The 14,737-nt window shown below is 60.3% G+C and carries 15 protein-coding genes, 1 tRNA gene and 1 pseudogene; 6 read left to right on the top strand and 11 right to left on the bottom strand.

The window, feature by feature from the left end; genetic code table 11:
- Window positions 1-15 precede the first annotated feature (15 nt).
- The 4 genes from HX898_RS09940 to HX898_RS09925 form a co-directional block, all read right to left on the bottom strand.
- Window positions 16-687 carry a methyltransferase domain-containing protein gene (locus tag HX898_RS09940; protein WP_180194563.1) on the bottom strand — a complete coding sequence of 224 codons (672 nt, stop codon included), beginning with the start codon at window positions 685-687 and terminating at the stop codon, window positions 16-18.
- 332 nt (window positions 688-1,019) lie between these two features.
- Entirely contained in the window at window positions 1,020-1,322 is a 303-nt protein-coding gene (locus HX898_RS09935) for a hypothetical protein (RefSeq protein ID WP_180194562.1), read from the bottom strand.
- A 154-nt stretch (window positions 1,323-1,476) separates the two neighbouring features.
- On the bottom strand, window positions 1,477-1,848 hold the full coding sequence (locus tag HX898_RS09930) for a cell surface protein (protein ID WP_180194561.1): 372 nt from the start codon (window positions 1,846-1,848) through the stop codon (window positions 1,477-1,479).
- Between the two features lie 189 nt (window positions 1,849-2,037).
- Window positions 2,038-2,358 carry a hypothetical protein gene (locus HX898_RS09925; RefSeq protein ID WP_029873856.1) on the bottom strand — a complete coding sequence of 107 codons (321 nt, stop codon included), beginning with the start codon at window positions 2,356-2,358 and terminating at the stop codon, window positions 2,038-2,040.
- 199 nt (window positions 2,359-2,557) lie between these two features.
- Here HX898_RS09925 and HX898_RS09920 point away from each other — a divergent pair, with 199 nt between their 5' ends.
- On the top strand, window positions 2,558-3,256 hold the full coding sequence (locus tag HX898_RS09920) for a class I SAM-dependent methyltransferase (RefSeq protein ID WP_011650257.1): 699 nt from the start codon (window positions 2,558-2,560) through the stop codon (window positions 3,254-3,256).
- 89 nt (window positions 3,257-3,345) lie between these two features.
- On the opposite strand, the pseudogene HX898_RS09915 reads toward HX898_RS09920, so the two are convergent.
- Window positions 3,346-3,929, bottom strand: a pseudogene (locus HX898_RS09915) (hypothetical protein).
- A 280-nt stretch (window positions 3,930-4,209) separates the two neighbouring features.
- On the opposite strand from HX898_RS09915, the gene HX898_RS09910 reads away from it, so the two are divergent.
- Window positions 4,210-4,635 (top strand): hypothetical protein, encoded by a 426-nt coding sequence (locus HX898_RS09910; RefSeq protein WP_171599799.1) that lies wholly within the window; start codon window positions 4,210-4,212, stop codon window positions 4,633-4,635.
- A 214-nt stretch (window positions 4,636-4,849) separates the two neighbouring features.
- A complete protein-coding gene (locus HX898_RS09905; protein ID WP_180194560.1) occupies window positions 4,850-6,328 on the top strand; it encodes a hypothetical protein in 1,479 nt (492 codons plus the stop codon).
- Window positions 6,329-6,354: 26 nt separating this feature from the next.
- On the opposite strand, the gene HX898_RS09900 is transcribed toward HX898_RS09905, so the two are convergent.
- Window positions 6,355-6,651, bottom strand: a complete 297-nt coding sequence (locus tag HX898_RS09900; protein WP_180194559.1) for a hypothetical protein — start codon at window positions 6,649-6,651, stop codon at window positions 6,355-6,357.
- 28 nt (window positions 6,652-6,679) lie between these two features.
- Window positions 6,680-6,862 carry a hypothetical protein gene (locus tag HX898_RS09895; protein WP_138332347.1) on the bottom strand — a complete coding sequence of 61 codons (183 nt, stop codon included), beginning with the start codon at window positions 6,860-6,862 and terminating at the stop codon, window positions 6,680-6,682.
- Between the two features lie 198 nt (window positions 6,863-7,060).
- Between HX898_RS09895 and HX898_RS09890 the strand changes: the two genes are divergently transcribed.
- Entirely contained in the window at window positions 7,061-7,582 is a 522-nt protein-coding gene (locus tag HX898_RS09890) for a hypothetical protein (RefSeq protein ID WP_180194558.1), read from the top strand.
- Between the two features lie 175 nt (window positions 7,583-7,757).
- Entirely contained in the window at window positions 7,758-8,003 is a 246-nt protein-coding gene (locus HX898_RS09885) for a DUF982 domain-containing protein (RefSeq protein WP_064245140.1), read from the top strand.
- Here HX898_RS09885 and HX898_RS09880 read toward each other — a convergent pair.
- Window positions 7,993-9,885 carry an adenylate/guanylate cyclase domain-containing protein gene (locus tag HX898_RS09880; protein ID WP_180194557.1) on the bottom strand — a complete coding sequence of 631 codons (1,893 nt, stop codon included), beginning with the start codon at window positions 9,883-9,885 and terminating at the stop codon, window positions 7,993-7,995. The two genes, HX898_RS09885 and HX898_RS09880, sit on opposite strands and share 11 nt — an antisense overlap.
- 386 nt (window positions 9,886-10,271) lie before the next feature.
- On the opposite strand from HX898_RS09880, the gene HX898_RS09875 reads away from it, so the two are divergent.
- Window positions 10,272-10,466, top strand: a complete 195-nt coding sequence (locus HX898_RS09875) for a hypothetical protein (protein ID WP_138388315.1) — start codon at window positions 10,272-10,274, stop codon at window positions 10,464-10,466.
- A gap of 22 nt (window positions 10,467-10,488) precedes the next feature.
- On the opposite strand, the gene HX898_RS09870 is transcribed toward HX898_RS09875, so the two are convergent.
- From HX898_RS09870 to HX898_RS09860, 3 genes are all read right to left on the bottom strand, one after another.
- A complete protein-coding gene (locus tag HX898_RS09870) occupies window positions 10,489-12,360 on the bottom strand; it encodes an adenylate/guanylate cyclase domain-containing protein (RefSeq protein WP_180194556.1) in 1,872 nt (623 codons plus the stop codon).
- A 474-nt stretch (window positions 12,361-12,834) separates the two neighbouring features.
- Window positions 12,835-12,911: transfer RNA gene (locus HX898_RS09865), tRNA-Arg, on the bottom strand.
- Between the two features lie 122 nt (window positions 12,912-13,033).
- Window positions 13,034-14,554, bottom strand: a complete 1,521-nt coding sequence (locus HX898_RS09860) for a HAMP domain-containing sensor histidine kinase (RefSeq protein ID WP_180194555.1) — start codon at window positions 14,552-14,554, stop codon at window positions 13,034-13,036.
- Between the last annotated feature and the right edge of the window lie 183 nt (window positions 14,555-14,737).

The following is a 14,737-nucleotide window of genomic DNA, read 5'->3' as shown; positions in this document are numbered from 1 at the left end:
GCCCGGCATCATCGTTCAGCCGCCGGTTTCGTTGGAAAAGGCGGCGACATCGTCGATGTCAGCCGCGCCCGCGCGATAGCTGAAGCGCTCGCGCGACAGTTCCAGCGGCTTGCGGCGCGAAATCCGGTAGACGGAGGCCGGCGGCAGGTTGCGGACCGTGCCGCCGATGCGCACCGCCTTCAGGCCGAGACGGTCAAGGATCGGCCGCGGCACCGGGCAGCGCGGACCGTAGGTGAACTGATAGACGGCGCCGCCCGGGCGCATATAGGCGAAGGCGCCGGCCAGGATCGAGGCGATCTTGCGCGGCGACATGGAGAGCAGCGGCAGGCCGCTGACAACCGCGCCGACCGGTTCGCCTTCGAAAATATCGGCATGGGCGAGATGGGCGGCATCCATCTGCAACACACGCGCCGTCGGAAAACGCGCCTGCAGCGATGAGATGAACTCCGGACCGTACTCGATCAGGGTCAGATCCGCTTCGCTGACCCCGCGCGCCAGCAGCGCCCGGGTGAATACGCCGGTTCCCGGGCCGAGCTCGATGATCGGACCGTCGAGTGCGGCAATTTCACTGGTCATGATCCTGGCAAGCGAATCCCCCGACGGCGCGATGGCCGCGACCCGAAGCGGGTTGCTGACCCAGGAGCGGAAAAAATGCAGGAAATCGGAGCATGCGGCCTTTGCAGTCATGACTATCCCACCTGTCTGAAATTCGATTGATTATGAAAAGCGACCATCGCGGCGAGCATGGCAATTCCAAGGCAGAGGCGTCAATCGCTCCTCGCTGCGGCTTTTCGCAACACCCACCGTCAACAGCGTGCTGATTTTGTACTTATTGCATTTTTGCATTCGATGCAACATCGTACGAACGACAATTGGGGAAGGACATGCCGTACCCGGCTGGCAAGGCCGAGGATGGCGCCGAGGGAAAAGCGAGGTCTGCTAACAAACTGAGGGCGGCTCGGAGGCCGCCCTTCAGCTCAGACGGGGCCGCTCGCGATGGCGAACGGCCGAGCGTCTCGTCAGTAATTGCAGCTGGAGCTGCTCGTCGGGTTGAAGCCGAGCTTGCAATCCATGTTGAGCGGCTTCTTCGGGTTCATCATATAATGTGTCGAGCCCCTGGTTTCCGAGGCGCGCTCGCCGATCGAACCGGTCGTGCGCCTGTCGTGCTCAACCGTGGTTTCTTGGCTCGCAACCGGACGCTCGGCTGCGCCCTGCTCTGTCGCGCTCGACTGGAGGGGAGCTGCCGTGGCCGAGAAGGCCGAGAGGCCGAGGATTGCGCCGAAGGCAGCGGCCATCAGGCCGTTCTTGAAAATCGTGGTCATAATCGTCTCCTTGGGAGGATTCGGGGAATTCACGCCCCGGAGTTAGGAAGGCGATCTGTCACATACTACGGTGCCAAAGCAGAGGTCACGGACATGTGAGCGGCGGCCCGATCAAGAAAAAGGCGGCTCATCGCCGCCTCCTTCATTTGCCGGCTCAATAGCCGTTATCGCAAGGCATGCTGCCGGGGCCGATCGATCCGGAAAACGTAGGGTTGCACATTTCCGGAGCTGCGGGCCTGTTCACCGGCGCGCGGACGATGGAGCCCGTGGTGCCGGCCTCGACGCCGAAGGCGGCAAGCGGATACCAGTAGCCATCGGAATGGCGGCGGGTGCCTGGGCGCTCGGTGCGAAAGCCCTGATAGCCATGCCAGGACCCGGCATGTGGTTTATATTGCACCATTTTTACATCCGAGACAGCGGGCGGTCGAGCCGTTTGAACGGGTGCTGCCTGCGCAGGGATGATCGACGTGAGGGCGAGAAGGGTGCCGAGCGCGGCGGTGGATGGGGCAAGCCTGAACATCTTCATGATAAACCCTCCTTATGGATTTATCTCGGAAGAATGCCTTTCAGACGAGCGGAGTTCCATGGCTCACACGCAATTCCAAAACTCGTGATTGCAGGCGATCCGGCGTGACTAAATCGCCAAAAAACGTGAAAAGTCGCGATCAGGAAAGGGCTCAAACAGCGCTGGTGACGAAACGTGAATTCTCTGTTCTCAATTCGCGTATAATGTCCGGTAGCCCTGGCCGGAGAGGCAAGCGACATATTGGCGATGGGCGGCAGCGCGCGCTATCGTTTCGGCCTCAAGCTCATCGGCCTGAGCATATCCGGTCAGTTGGGCGCGCAGCTGATACTGCTTCCTCGCCTCGTCATACATGGCGTTGCCGTCGGTCATGCAAAGGCCGTGCGCAACGACCGGCGGATTGACCGGCACGCCGACCGCCAGGAGCACGGGATCATTGGCATGATCGATGCAGCCGCCAAGGGCCGTCATCATCGCCAGGGCAGCCAGAGCCCGAAAAATTCCCACCGCCATGCATTCCTCCGGCTGAAGCGCCTTAAAGATCATCAGACCTGCGGATACATCAGGAAGGTTGCGCGAAACTAGGCTGACGGCTTGCCCGCCAATCCCGACCGGACGCACCACCTGACCAGAGATGCTTAAAATATTGCTAAAATATTATATTAATGCTTACTTGTAGTCGTAAACGCTAATCTTTCGGGAGGGAAAGATTATGGCTTCGCCGTGGGTAAACGACGCGCTCTCGCACGCACAATCAGCATTTTCCAGCAAGACTGATACAAATATCCTTGAGGTCGGGGGCGGCTCCCGCACGCATATCCCCTTGAAAGGTGCGCGATATACCGTTGTCGACATCTCCAAGGAGCAACTCGAAAAGAACCAGGACGCCGCTGAGAGGATCCTCGGCGATGCTCAAACCATCGACTATGGAGATCGTCACTTCGACGCCTGCGTCTTCTGGGACGTTCTCGAGCATTTGGAAAGCCCGCGCTCTGCTTTGTTGAGAGCCCATGATACCCTGTCTCCCGGTGGTCTGGTGTTCGTCAAGGGTCCGATCCTGAATTCAGCCAAAGGGATCTTCACCGACCTGACGCCCTGGTGGACACACGTCTTGTTCTATCGCTACGTTCTCAGGCAGAAAAACGCCGGAAAGCCGGGCTATGCCCCGTTCCGCGTCGAGCATGCCGCAGAGGCATCCCATTCGGAGATTGCCGGGACATTGAAAGACCTCGGGATGGATGTCGTCTTTGTCGGCGAATATGTGTCGACGCAGGTGCATGCGCTCAAGGATAGAATTCCCCCGCTTTATTGGCTCTATGAAGCTTTCGGTCTTGTGCTTCGCACGGTTTCGGCCGGGAAGATCGGGGGTCGGGAGACGGAGTTCCTGATCGTGGCAAAGTGCCTTCGTTAGGGACACCCCACCAAGATCTATATAGCACTTCGGAATCCCGAAATTGGTTGCGGCATTGAAATCATTCAATGTTTCCTCATGTCGACATCTCATGAAGCGCGGCGGATTTCGGAATCCCGGAGCGGGGGGATTTCGGGATTCCGAAGTGGGGATTTTTTCTTCCTGCCGACGCGCCCGCGTTTGTCGGCGGCAATCTTGCGGTCGGTCTCGGACCATTTCCGGCACTTTTCCGCCGTGCATCGCTTCCACTCATCGGTGGGTGGCGCACCTTCATGGTCACCGAAGTCAGCGTGAACCGGTTGGGGTGCGCGACGCCGCTGCCCGCCCGGCCGCGGCGAACTTTTATCAGCCCCTTATATTCGAGCTCATCGATCGCATCGGCCACATATTCGCCGGTCACGCCGTAAGACACGAACTGAGGGTGGGTCACGATCAGCTTGCCGTTTTCCAAGGCAGCGTGCGACGTGTGCTCGATGACGATGCGGAAGAAGGCGCGGCAGGCGTTCGCACTCAATGTCGTGAAGGCCGCAGATTCCAGCAACTGAATGGTGAACCATTGCCAGCGAAGGCTGCCGTCGTCCGTGCCGCTCGGCGGAGCGGTATGCTTGCGCACCATCGCCCGCGTCTTTCCCTGACTGGTTCGGCTTTTGTCGCGAGGGTTGAATTCCGCCATCAGCCCCTCGCCCCCGTCGCCGGCCGATCCTTCGGCAATCTGCCTGTGCTGCGAGAACGGCAATTCTGTTCATAAAGCGGCCGACGGCCCTGGCTCGTCCCGGCGACCAACTCGCCGATAGGGAAAAATTTGCTCGACATCCGGCATTCCATGGTTGCAATCACGGGCAACCTAGCGCAAGAACGATCCACGAGCTAGGAAAATATTCTTAGTTTTGATCTTACATTGCTCGGTTGCGCCTGCTACGATCAGCGCCTGAATATCGAGGGGTAGGAGTGCGATGCGAATGATCGGCATGAGGGAAAAGAGCGTGGTGGTTTGCGGCAAGCGGCTGCTGGCATTGATTTCGATCCTGCTGGGAAGCGCCGTTCAGGCTTTTTCCTGCGATCAGCCGGTCGTGATCTCGAATTGGTCCTTCTGTGCGACCGGCAATGTGAGCGCTGAGGGCGGCGCCGCTGATTGGAAAATCGTTCCCGCGTGGACTCGCAAGGACGCCATAAGCGCGTATTTCGGAAATGATCCGCGGCTCTTGGCAAACCACGGGCTTTGCAACGCCAAATTCCAGCGCGTCGTCCTCTGCCAGCCGGGATGGCAAACGGGCAACCCGGATGAGTGCTCATATCTGGTTTGCAGCGGCTATTACGCATCTTTGGTCGGGAAGGAAGAAAGGGAAGCCTATGAGAGAGACCACCCGACCGCTCAATAGTTTTTCGCTTCGCTGCCTTGGGGCAGAGACTGGGGCGGTCGATGAAAAGTGCTTAACCTTGATCTCCCGATCTCGATCTTGAAAACCTGAAGCAGTTTCGCGCAAAACGATTATCGTAGCGTCAGCACTACCCATTCTCTTCATCAGCCAATAAGCTCGCGGCCAGCAGCCGGAAGGCGCCCTACAACCTTCAATGTTCAGAGGCCCTGCCCGCATGACATCACTGTGCTGGAAGAGATTTGTCTGGTTTTGCGTTTGCCTCATACTCTCCCATCCGGCATGGTCCGCCGGCGGCATCGAGATCCCGGGCTATGCGCCAGCGACAGGCGTCGAGCGCAGCTACCACGTTCAAAAAGCGACGGAGACCGATATGTCGTTCTGGTTCGACAAATCAGGCGCCCCGCCGGTGACGGCACGCGGCGCGTTTCGCCAGGCTATGACCGTCCTGTCGCGGGATGAAGACGGCATGCGGGTCCGCTGGTCCCTCAGCGCCGATTTGCCGGAAGGCCTTGCGGGCCTTGCCGACAGCTATCAGATGAACCTGCTCTATCGCAATTCCCTCACGGCCTATGGCACCGCTGCGCTCGAACTCGAAACCGACCTGAACGGCAACCCGCGCGATCTCTCCGGTGTCGATCAGATCGTGGCGCACATGCGGGCGATGGCGGCCAATGGACCGGGTGGAGTTCCCGTGGCACCACAAAGCGGGGTCTATGACATCATCGCCAAGCTGGAGGCAAACCCTCTTCAAATTGTTGCCGCCTTGGTGCCGGAGGCGCAACTGCTCGCCACGGGACAATCCTACAAGGATGAGACCATGGACATCGGACCGGCCTCGGCGACCTCGCGGGACGAAGATTATGGCGGCGTCAGTGTTCCGGTGACATCGACCTGGACGCTGAAATCCACCGACGCGACCGCACACACGGCAACCCTTTCCCTGTCGGAGGAAGCCGACGCTTCGGCATTCAGCCAATCGCAGCAGCCGGCAATCGCAAATTTGATGGCGGGCTTTGCCGAGCGGGCAAAGAACCTCACGGCCGATCAGCTGGCTTTCCTCAAACGCGCCAGCAAGAGCCGAAGCGTCGAGCTCGTGGTGTCCCTGGACGATGGTTCGACACTCGAAGCGTCGGAGATCGTAACCGTTGAGGCAGGAGGGACGAGGTTGCGCACATATACCCACATCCAACGCGAGGATATGCCGGCCAGCCTGCTGCTCCCCGCCGTGCTGACAGCAAAAGACCTGCAGGCGCCCGATTTGCATATCGAGCCGCTGCCATCGGCCAAGGCCGGGCCGGGCATCCTGGATGAGCTTTCGACACCGCCTGCCCCACCGACGGCACCGCAAGAGGCGGCCATTGCTGCAGACAATGACGGGGCCAAGGCGATCGCGCCTGTCTCGCTTGAGGTGAAGAGTGCGGAGGTAACCCTGTCTCCCGTGTCCTACGACCATGGCCTGAATATCGTGCTCACCCCAGAAAGCGCCGCCACATTCCGCGATTTCACGCAGGCGGTATTGGGACGACAAACGCAGATGCTGATCAACGACAAAGTCGTCATGGAACCCTGGATGAGGGAGCCGATCATGGATGGTCGTATCGTTCTGGCGGGAACGGATAGGAAAGATTTGGAAGCGCTGGCCGAACAGTTGAGGGTTCCCGGGGCCAAGATTCTCGTCCGGTTACGCCCATGAGGGCGCCAGCTGTGTAAAGGCGGACTTCAATCTTTCGCTTCAGAGATCAGACGTATCAGAGTTCCGTCACTCGCCGCGGCACTGATTGCCGTTGCGATCTGCCGGAACGGCCCACGCGCGACGAGCGTCTCTGGCGGAGGGTGTTTTCCGGGACCCGGATCGATAAAGGCTGAGCACTCATGACCCGAGTCGAGCATTGCCATGAACGATGTCGTAACAATCGTTTCGCCGCAGGCGGCGCATCGAAGAATGTAGGAACCGCGGTGGACGATCGATTCTGTTTTGTCCAATCCGCAGGACGGGCAGGCCAACATATTGGTCATTGCTTCACTCCAGCATGAGCACGCGGCTCTAGGAAGCGGCGGCCAGAACGATGGCGATCGCGAGCAGCAACGGACCCATCCACTTGAAATGGCGAACCAACGGCGGCCGGCTGGCCGGCTTGCCTGGATATGGCAGATAACCAAGGCCGACGGACGTCATCCACAGGCCGGCGCAAAACATGATGATTTCGTCGATATAGGCTGCGATCATGACTTTCCTGCCTTCGGATTGGTGCGATATCTCCGTCTCCGCGTCCGATACCACTCATCCTACCCATCAGCACGGCCAGACGGAAGAGAAGAGTGGATCTGAGAGATTAAACTTTGGGTAGCATAATTACCTCGAATCCCCTAGTCATTCGAACTCGTACACACGAATCCGCTAGAGCCACTTTCTCGGGAATGTTTCATGCACAACGCCAAATTCATTCGTTACGCCGCCTTCTCTGCTTGCGTCGCTTTTGCGGCATTTCAGGCCGGGCAGGTTCTGGGCGATTCGGCCAATGACAAGTTCTTTGACGCAGCCCTTTGCAAGCCGCCCTATACGATGACATCGGCAATGAAGATCTATGATGTCGTGGAAGCTCTGGCCAAGCCGGACACATCATCCTTGGGCGCGGCGATCTACAAACTCCCGAACCAGATAGGCCGCGACGGCTTTAAGTCGACCGAGATCTTGTTTGCTAACAACGCTGTTGGCGTCTTGATCGAGGGCGAACGCGCCGACGATCTGGCCGCGAAATACGGTTTGAAGCCGGAGACCTCGGACCTGCTCGGCACATCCACGAAGGGCTATTCGCTTGAACTTCCTGCAGATCTGCAGCCGGAACCCGGAATGGCCGGCCCCGGAAAGGTCTCTATCGTTGCTCGCCAAGGCAACGCCCTGCCAGGCAAAACCTTGCTGGCGTGTGAATTCGTTCAGGATTTCTAAGAGGCGGCGCATAAGCGCGCAAAACGGCGGGACGAAACCCTTTTCGAAAAGCACATCCCAGCAGTTCGCTGCTCGAGAAAAGCATCTCGTTCATACCGTACTCGCCACGCCGGATGAATCGCCCTATGTGTGCAGGCTGCAGCGGCAGAGAACACGCAGTGGAGATCCTGAGATCATGCAAACCATTTGGAAGAAGCCGGTAACGCTCGCCCTTGAAGGGCCGGATCAGTGGGTGGTGATCCAGACGACCCAGGCCGCGACATGGGCGCTGGTCGAAGATTGGCCGACCGAAGAGGGGCCGGCCTTGGATAAGGCCTGTGCGGTTTGCGCCGATGTCATGGCGGGAAAACGAAACCGGGAAGAGGCGCGGCAGGCGTTCATCGACGCTGCGATCGAAGCCGGAATCCCGATTAAGGAATAGGGCCAGGAAGCTCTGCTAGCTGAACTTCCATCCGGTCGGCGAGAGCCAGGTAGCGCGGATGGTTCCGGAGAGGATCTAGGTCGCTGTCCTTTTTCATCCAGGCCACGACCGATGCGACATAGGTAGGCGACCCGGACGCCTGCCGCTCGAGGCAGGCGATGGCCTCTGCAGGTTTGCCGAGTTTCGCATAGCAACAAGCGAGATTATAGAGGACTCTGAGATCGTCCCCAGCGATTGCGGCGGCACGGGACGCCCACGACGCTCCACGCTCCATCTCGCCCAAATCCGCCAGCAAACAGCCGCCGTAGCACATAAGGATCGGCTCGTCGGGATGTGCGGCGATCTCTCCTTCTATCAGTCGGAGGCATTCTCGCGCCGACTGTACCGCCTCTTGATGGTGTCCAAGGGATACATGGACCGCTCGCAACTGGTCCCAGGCCCGATAATCATCTGGCTTCAAGGTGATGGTGCGCTCATAGAAGCCGCGCGCCCTTTCGAACTGGCCCTGCGCGTGAAAATTGCGCCCATGGAAGAAGTTCGCCTCGAAAGAGGTCGGATCTCGTTCGAGGGCGAGCTCAAACTCGGCCTCCGCCTCAGCGCGTAGGCCCTTGCTAAACATTGCGATGCCTCGCGATGCATGGGCGTCGGCGAGACCTGGATCGAGCTCCAGAGCCCGGTCGGCGTTGCCTACGATATTGTCATATGTGGCGGTCGGATCGTTGGCGAGCAGAAGGTAGGAGTCGCAGTCGGCCAGTCCGGCATATGCCCGCGCATAGAGCGGATCGACGTCGATGGCCTTCGCGAATAGACCCCGGGCTGCCTTTATGCTCCTCGATTCGTGTCCACGGTTAAAGAACGATCGCCCCATCAGATAAATTTGATAGGCCTCCAGATTGTCGGTTCCCCGCTTGGTGATGGTCTCAAGCTCCTTTGCGAGGAGCCGCACCTTTAGCGCGTCGACAATGTGCTTGGAGATTTCGTCCTGCAGCGCGAAGATATCTTCAAGGTCGCGGTCGTACCGCTCCGCCCACACGTGCCGGCCATCCGTTCCATTGATGAGCTGAGCCGCAATGCGCACTTTGGTTCCGGCCTTGCGCACGCTGCCTTCCAGCACATAGCGCGCGCCGAGTTCGCGTCCCACCTGCTTGATGTCCACGGAGCGACCTTTGTAGACAAAGCTTGAATTGCGGGCGATGACGCTGAGCGCGGACACTTTCGCAAGATCGGTGATTATGTCCTCCGTGATGCCGTCACTGAAGTATTCCTGTTCCGGATCGCCGCTCATGTTGGTGAACGGCAGCACCGCGATAGACGCGCCGTCGCGCTCGGCGGCGGTGGCCGCAGCGGGCCGCTTCGGCGGCGACCATGGGTGTGCGAAGCGCGCCATATGGACTTGTACGGGCCTCTCATGATTCTTCACGGAATGTTGGCCGAAATCCTCGAAATCGATCCCCAACCCGTTGCCGATGTGATCGCGCACAATGCCGGCGATCGCGACCCCGCCGGGATCGGCAAGGGATTGCAGGCGCGCCGCGACGTTGACCCCGTCACCATGGATGTCGTCGCCATCGACGATGATGTAGCCGAGATTGACCCCGATGCGATATACGAGGCGGTCCTGGGCCTCCTGAGGTTCGGCTCTAGCCATCCCGCGTTGAACCTCGGTCGCGCACCTTACGGCATCGGCGACACTGGCGAACTCCACCAGCACCCCATCACCCATCAGCTTGACGATCCGTCCGTTGTGAGCGGCAATACAGGGGTCGACCAAGTCATGCCGCAACGACTTGAGGCGGCTCAGCGTGCTGATGTCATCGATTTCCATCAAACGGGTGTAGCCGACGATGTCAGCTGAGAGGATCGCCGACAGCCTGCGTTGCATCGGAAGCCCCCACACCCTGTTGACCGCAATGCTTGATCGTAGCGCTTAGAATCCGGCGCAATCATGTCGGGAAAATAGCAGACGCTAAAGGTGAGCCGCTGGGTGGCCGCTTTGGGTGCAATTGGCTCCTCCGGAAACACTGACGCCCTAAGCCGCTGCCGGGCGACCATCCAATTATGGTACCCTGGCTGTAGCGGTCGTTGATGACGGCGATAAAGACGGGAGCATCTGCTTTGGTGGCGTATTCCAGAGCCTCTTCTTGCGCAAGGGATCGTTACCTGCAGAGGCCGAGACGAGATCGCGCGGGGCTTCGCGTAGAGCCCGGCCTGCTAGGGTGCGCCATCACGGGGTGAATCGGAGAGCCTCAAGAAGCAGCTGGAAAGCCGGTGAAGACCGGCGACGGGAGGAATACGGCGAATCGGCAGTGCGGTTCTCGGCAGTTCGCCGGCCTGGAAAACCCGCCGAAGCAGTTCATGGCGGGCGGTGACGCCATATCAGCGGTGGTCCCTGTTCTGGAGCAGCGCCTCATTGAGCTGGATGCCTATGAAGAGCTGTCCAAGTCCACGAACGGATCGTTCTAAAACCGCGACGCTGACAGGAACGTCAAGCCGTCTCCGGGGCTTTGGCTCTCGCTAGGTCCTGCAGGAACTCTTCCATCAAGGGCTCGTCGCCGAACCGGCGATAAGCCCTTTCCGCTTCCAGCGAGAATGCCGGATGGGCTTCAACAAGGCTCGCCATGGTAGCCTGCGCCTTTTCAAGCTCTCCGCTTCCACCCTGCAACGCGGCTTGGATGAGAAGGCAATTCGCATCGCGGGGCGCTCTGACAAGACACTCGCTGATGACCGTGGCCGCCTCTTCGCGGCGGCCATCGGCATAAAGCGCCTGACCATGCACGTAGGCATAGTATTCCGGTGCCATGGGGTGCAGTCGGCGCGCCCGCTCCGCGTTGGCGACAGCGTCCGGATAGTCTCCGAACCGGACCTGCGCTTTGGCCAGCGCAATCATACTGTCGGGATCGTTGGGGTTCAGTTCGACCGCACGCTGCGCCGCCTGAAGTCCGCCGGAATAGTCCGCCTGCAGCGCAAGTCCGAAACTGATTACCTGATATCCAAAACCGAGATTGGGATCGAGCCGCACGGCCTGCCGCGCCTCACTGAGCCCCAAATCCAGCTCGGGCGCTGCGGCTTGACCGCCGGGCCTTTGCGCCACTTCGCCGATATAGGTCAACGCAAGGCCTGCGCGGGCTGCGGCATAAGCCGGGTCCATTTCCAGGGCGCGCTGGTACAGGCCACGGGCGGCGAGAATAGCGTTATGGTCAGTGGCGCCGTGCCGGTAACGGTCGCGGGCCTGCAAGACGAGATCATAGGCCTGCAGACTATCCGTCGGCCGCAGCGCCGCCGCTGCCGCTTCGCTTCGGCCGATATAGGGCGCGAGTTGCGCGACGATTTCCGTGGTGAGCTCGCTCTGGACGGTGAAAACGTCAGCAACCTTCTTGTCGAAGCTGCGCGACCATAAGTGCGCGCCCGTGCCTACATCAATGAGCTGCGCCGAAACGCGGAGCTGGTCGCCTTCCCGGCGCGCGCTGCCTTCAACCACGTAATCAACGCCAAGCTTTGCCGCGAGCTTACGCACATCCGTCTCCTGACTGCGCACGGCATAGGTGGAATCGCGGGCGATGACCTGAAGCTCGGGATTACGAGCGAGCGCCGTGGTCACGTCCTCGGTCAGTCCGTCCGCAAAGTAAGGCTGGTTGCCGCTGCCGCTCATGGTTGCGAACGGCATGACGGCAATCGAGGGCCTGGGGTCTGCACGGGCCTGGTCCAGAGAGAGTGCAGCCGGGATGCCGCTCACCATCGCTGCCAGCGGAAGAGGTGAAATCTGGGTGCCGATGAGAATGAGAGCGATGGCAGCAACGCCATAAGACCAGCGCGCCGCGCTGCAGCGCAGGACATGTGGCACCTGCCGCCAGATCGACCAGGAAGAGCCCACCCGCCTTACGCGGTACACTTCAAGCAGCTCGGGAATATTCTTGGCGCGCCTGCGGCCGACTCGGGCGAACAGATCGCCGCGGTTGCGCTCGGCGGCCATCACCACAGCGCCGCTGACGAATATCTGGCCGGGTTCGGTCATGGCCTCAAGCCGGGCCGCGACGTTCACCCCATCCCCATAGACATCACCATTATCCTCGATGACATCACCGAGGTTGATGCCGATACGCAGCTTGAAAGGCCCGTCGTCAAAACCTTGCTGGATGGCAAGTGCCGCATCAACGGCCGCGTTGACGCTCGGGAACATCGCAAGGAAGCCGTCACCCGTCGTTTTGAAGGTGGTTCCGCCATGGCCGGCGACAGTCGGGTCGATCAGATGGTCAAAAACGGTGCGCAGCTCTGCATAGGTGGAAGACTCGTCCTCGGCCATCAGCCGGCTATAGCCGACGATATCAGCGGCCATGATTGCCGCGAGCTTGCGTTGCATTTCAGTCTCCCAACGGAGTGGCTTGGCACACGGCCGTCACTGCTAACAATTGGTGTGCAGCGATCATTCAGACTAGTCCTGCAATTCGGGAAGCGGTAATCAATACAGCTCATAAATGCGTGAATATTGAGACGGTCCGTCAATTGGCGGTCCGCCGGCCTCTACTTCGTCTGGAGCCGTCCCGTCGCCTCACCGATGAGGGCGAGCGCGATCACGCGAAGGCCGCGCTGGAGCGAGCGTTCGCGGCGTTGCGTCCTGACACGCGCGGGACTGAGGAGAAGATCGACGCGTCGCCCGCCTCATGCGGAAGAAGGCAACGCAAGGGCCGATACCTTTCCGCCGCGCCTACCTTCGCTCCGTTATCGATCAGGTCGAAGTCGATGGAAACCGCATCTTCGGAAGGCGGGACGTTCTGGAACGTCTGGTGATGAGCGGAGAGGCTGCGGCTGGAGCGCCCAGTTTTGTATGGAAAAATGGCGCACCCGAAGAGATTCGAACTCCTGACCCCCAGATTCGTAGTCTGGTGCTCTATCCAGCTGAGCTACGGGTGCGTGCAAAATGCGGCGGTGCCGCTTGCGTGGCGATCCTCTAAAACGTCCGTCGGGACAATGCAAGGGCATTTCTGAAAAAATCGCGTCTTTGTCTGCCCGAAGCTACGCCTTACGAAACCCCGTCACTTTTCAATATGCGTCCGGCTGCGGTAATCCTCCAGCGAAACCGGGCGATCGGGGATCTCGATGCGGAACTGGGTGCCGACCGTCGGTTTTTCCACCAGCGCGATCGTGCCGCCATGGGCGAGCACCAGCTCGCGGGCGATGGTGAGGCCAAGGCCGGTGCCGCCGGAGCGGGCGGAACCGCGGAAGGCGGCAAAAAGGTTCTGGCGCGCCTTCAGCGGCATGCCGGGGCCGGTATCATCCACCGTGATGCTGACGACGCTGCCGACGCGCTGGGCGGAAACGGTGATGCGCCTCAGGGAGCCTGGGCCGCCCTCGCCCGGCGACGTCAGCGCCTGCAGCGCATTGCGGCAGAGATTGTGGATGACGCGGAAAAGCTGCTCGCCATCGGCATCGACCTTGAGATCGGCGCCGATCTGCTCGACGAATTCGATGCCGCTCTGCGGATCGATCGCCAATATGTCCTTGACCTCCTGGGTCAGTTCCAAAAGCAGGATATGGCGGCGGCGCGGCGCCGATTCGCTCGCCTTGCCGTAGGACAGCACCTCGGTGGTATAACCGACGGCGCGGTCGATGGTGCGCAGCAGTTTCGGGGCAAAGCTTTTCACCATCGGATCATCGACATCGACCAGCCGGTCCGACATCAGCTGCGCAGACGCCAGGATATTGCGCATGTCGTGATTGATCTTGGAGACGGCGAGGCCGAGAGCGGCCAGGTTCTTCTGCTGCTTCAGCGTCTTCTGCAGCTCCATCTGCATCGAGGTGAGATTGCGGCCGGCGACCGCCAGTTCGTCGCGGCCGCCATCGCCGATATAGATATGGGCCGGGTTGTCAGGATCGGAGGAGAATTGCTGCATGCTGCCGGTCAGCCGGCGGATCGGGCCGATGAGGATGCGGTTGATCGCAAAGAAGATCAGCGTCGCCGTGAACAGCGAGATCAGCACCGACAGCAAGAGGACGTTGCGGGAATAGACGAACATCGCCCTGCGCAGCGGCCTGTCCTTCATCACCACCTCGACGCCGGTGTTGGTTTCGCCGACGGGGCCATAGACGCGGATTATCCTGCTGCCGCCGAAGACCAGCGTATCGAGTGCGTCGCGTATCGCCGTTACCGGCGGCACGTCAGTGAGATCATAGGCTTCATCGACGGAGGCCGGCATGTCGGTCGTCGCCAGCAGCCGCGAGGTGCCGTCCTTGCGCAGCACGATCGCCTTGGTGCCGGTCGCCTCCAGCGTCTCCTTCTGCAGCGCGCGCGGCAGCTCGACCGGCTGCAGCCCATCGATGACGATGGCGGCGGCAGCGGCGGTGTTCAGCCTGTCCTGCAGCCAGCGCACGCGCATGCTGGCGACCGAGGGAAAGAAGATCAGGATTTCGGCCAGCATGATAAAGAAGACGGTGAGCCAGAGCAGCTTGCCGGAGAGGCCGCCGAACATACGGGCAGGCGGGCACGGCGCCCTTACGGCCTCGCCGGCCGCCGGGTTTTCCGCCGAAGGATTGTCGGCCTGGTCTCTCATCGGCATTCTCGTCTCGCCCGATCGGCAGCACCCAGGCCGCCCTTACCGTTGAGCTCTATATTAGACCAAGATGCTCCGCTTTCAAATCTTTGCGAGCAGCGTCATGTCGTCACAAAGAAACGCCGCCCGGAGGCGGCGTTAGAGTGGCGTGACTCGAGTCTTTTATTTTACGCAATTCCGGACAGAAAA

Origin of the sequence: Rhizobium sp. WYCCWR 11128 (genome assembly GCF_013416305.1) — a bacterium.
Taxonomy (GTDB): Bacteria; Pseudomonadota; Alphaproteobacteria; order Rhizobiales; family Rhizobiaceae; genus Rhizobium; species Rhizobium indicum.
The sequence above is the reverse complement of the archived record's forward strand: the minus strand, read 5'-3'. Positions and strand labels throughout refer to the sequence as shown.

Bases quoted from the DNA above. Each gene is read 5' to 3' on its own strand.
- HX898_RS09940 (WP_180194563.1), bottom strand. From the start codon at position 687: ATGACTGCAAAGGCCGCATGCTCCGATTTCCTGCATTTTTTCCGCTCC.
- HX898_RS09935 (WP_180194562.1), bottom strand. From the start codon at position 1,322: ATGACCACGATTTTCAAGAACGGCCTGATGGCCGCTGCCTTCGGCGCA.
- HX898_RS09930 (WP_180194561.1), bottom strand. From the start codon at position 1,848: ATGAAGATGTTCAGGCTTGCCCCATCCACCGCCGCGCTCGGCACCCTT.
- HX898_RS09925 (WP_029873856.1), bottom strand. From the start codon at position 2,358: ATGGCGGTGGGAATTTTTCGGGCTCTGGCTGCCCTGGCGATGATGACG.
- HX898_RS09920 (WP_011650257.1), top strand. From the start codon at position 2,558: ATGGCTTCGCCGTGGGTAAACGACGCGCTCTCGCACGCACAATCAGCA.
- HX898_RS09910 (WP_171599799.1), top strand. From the start codon at position 4,210: ATGCGAATGATCGGCATGAGGGAAAAGAGCGTGGTGGTTTGCGGCAAG.
- HX898_RS09905 (WP_180194560.1), top strand. From the start codon at position 4,850: ATGACATCACTGTGCTGGAAGAGATTTGTCTGGTTTTGCGTTTGCCTC.
- HX898_RS09900 (WP_180194559.1), bottom strand. From the start codon at position 6,651: ATGACCAATATGTTGGCCTGCCCGTCCTGCGGATTGGACAAAACAGAA.
- HX898_RS09895 (WP_138332347.1), bottom strand. From the start codon at position 6,862: ATGATCGCAGCCTATATCGACGAAATCATCATGTTTTGCGCCGGCCTG.
- HX898_RS09890 (WP_180194558.1), top strand. From the start codon at position 7,061: ATGCACAACGCCAAATTCATTCGTTACGCCGCCTTCTCTGCTTGCGTC.
- HX898_RS09885 (WP_064245140.1), top strand. From the start codon at position 7,758: ATGCAAACCATTTGGAAGAAGCCGGTAACGCTCGCCCTTGAAGGGCCG.
- HX898_RS09880 (WP_180194557.1), bottom strand. From the start codon at position 9,885: ATGCAACGCAGGCTGTCGGCGATCCTCTCAGCTGACATCGTCGGCTAC.
- HX898_RS09870 (WP_180194556.1), bottom strand. From the start codon at position 12,360: ATGCAACGCAAGCTCGCGGCAATCATGGCCGCTGATATCGTCGGCTAT.
- HX898_RS09860 (WP_180194555.1), bottom strand. From the start codon at position 14,554: ATGCCGATGAGAGACCAGGCCGACAATCCTTCGGCGGAAAACCCGGCG.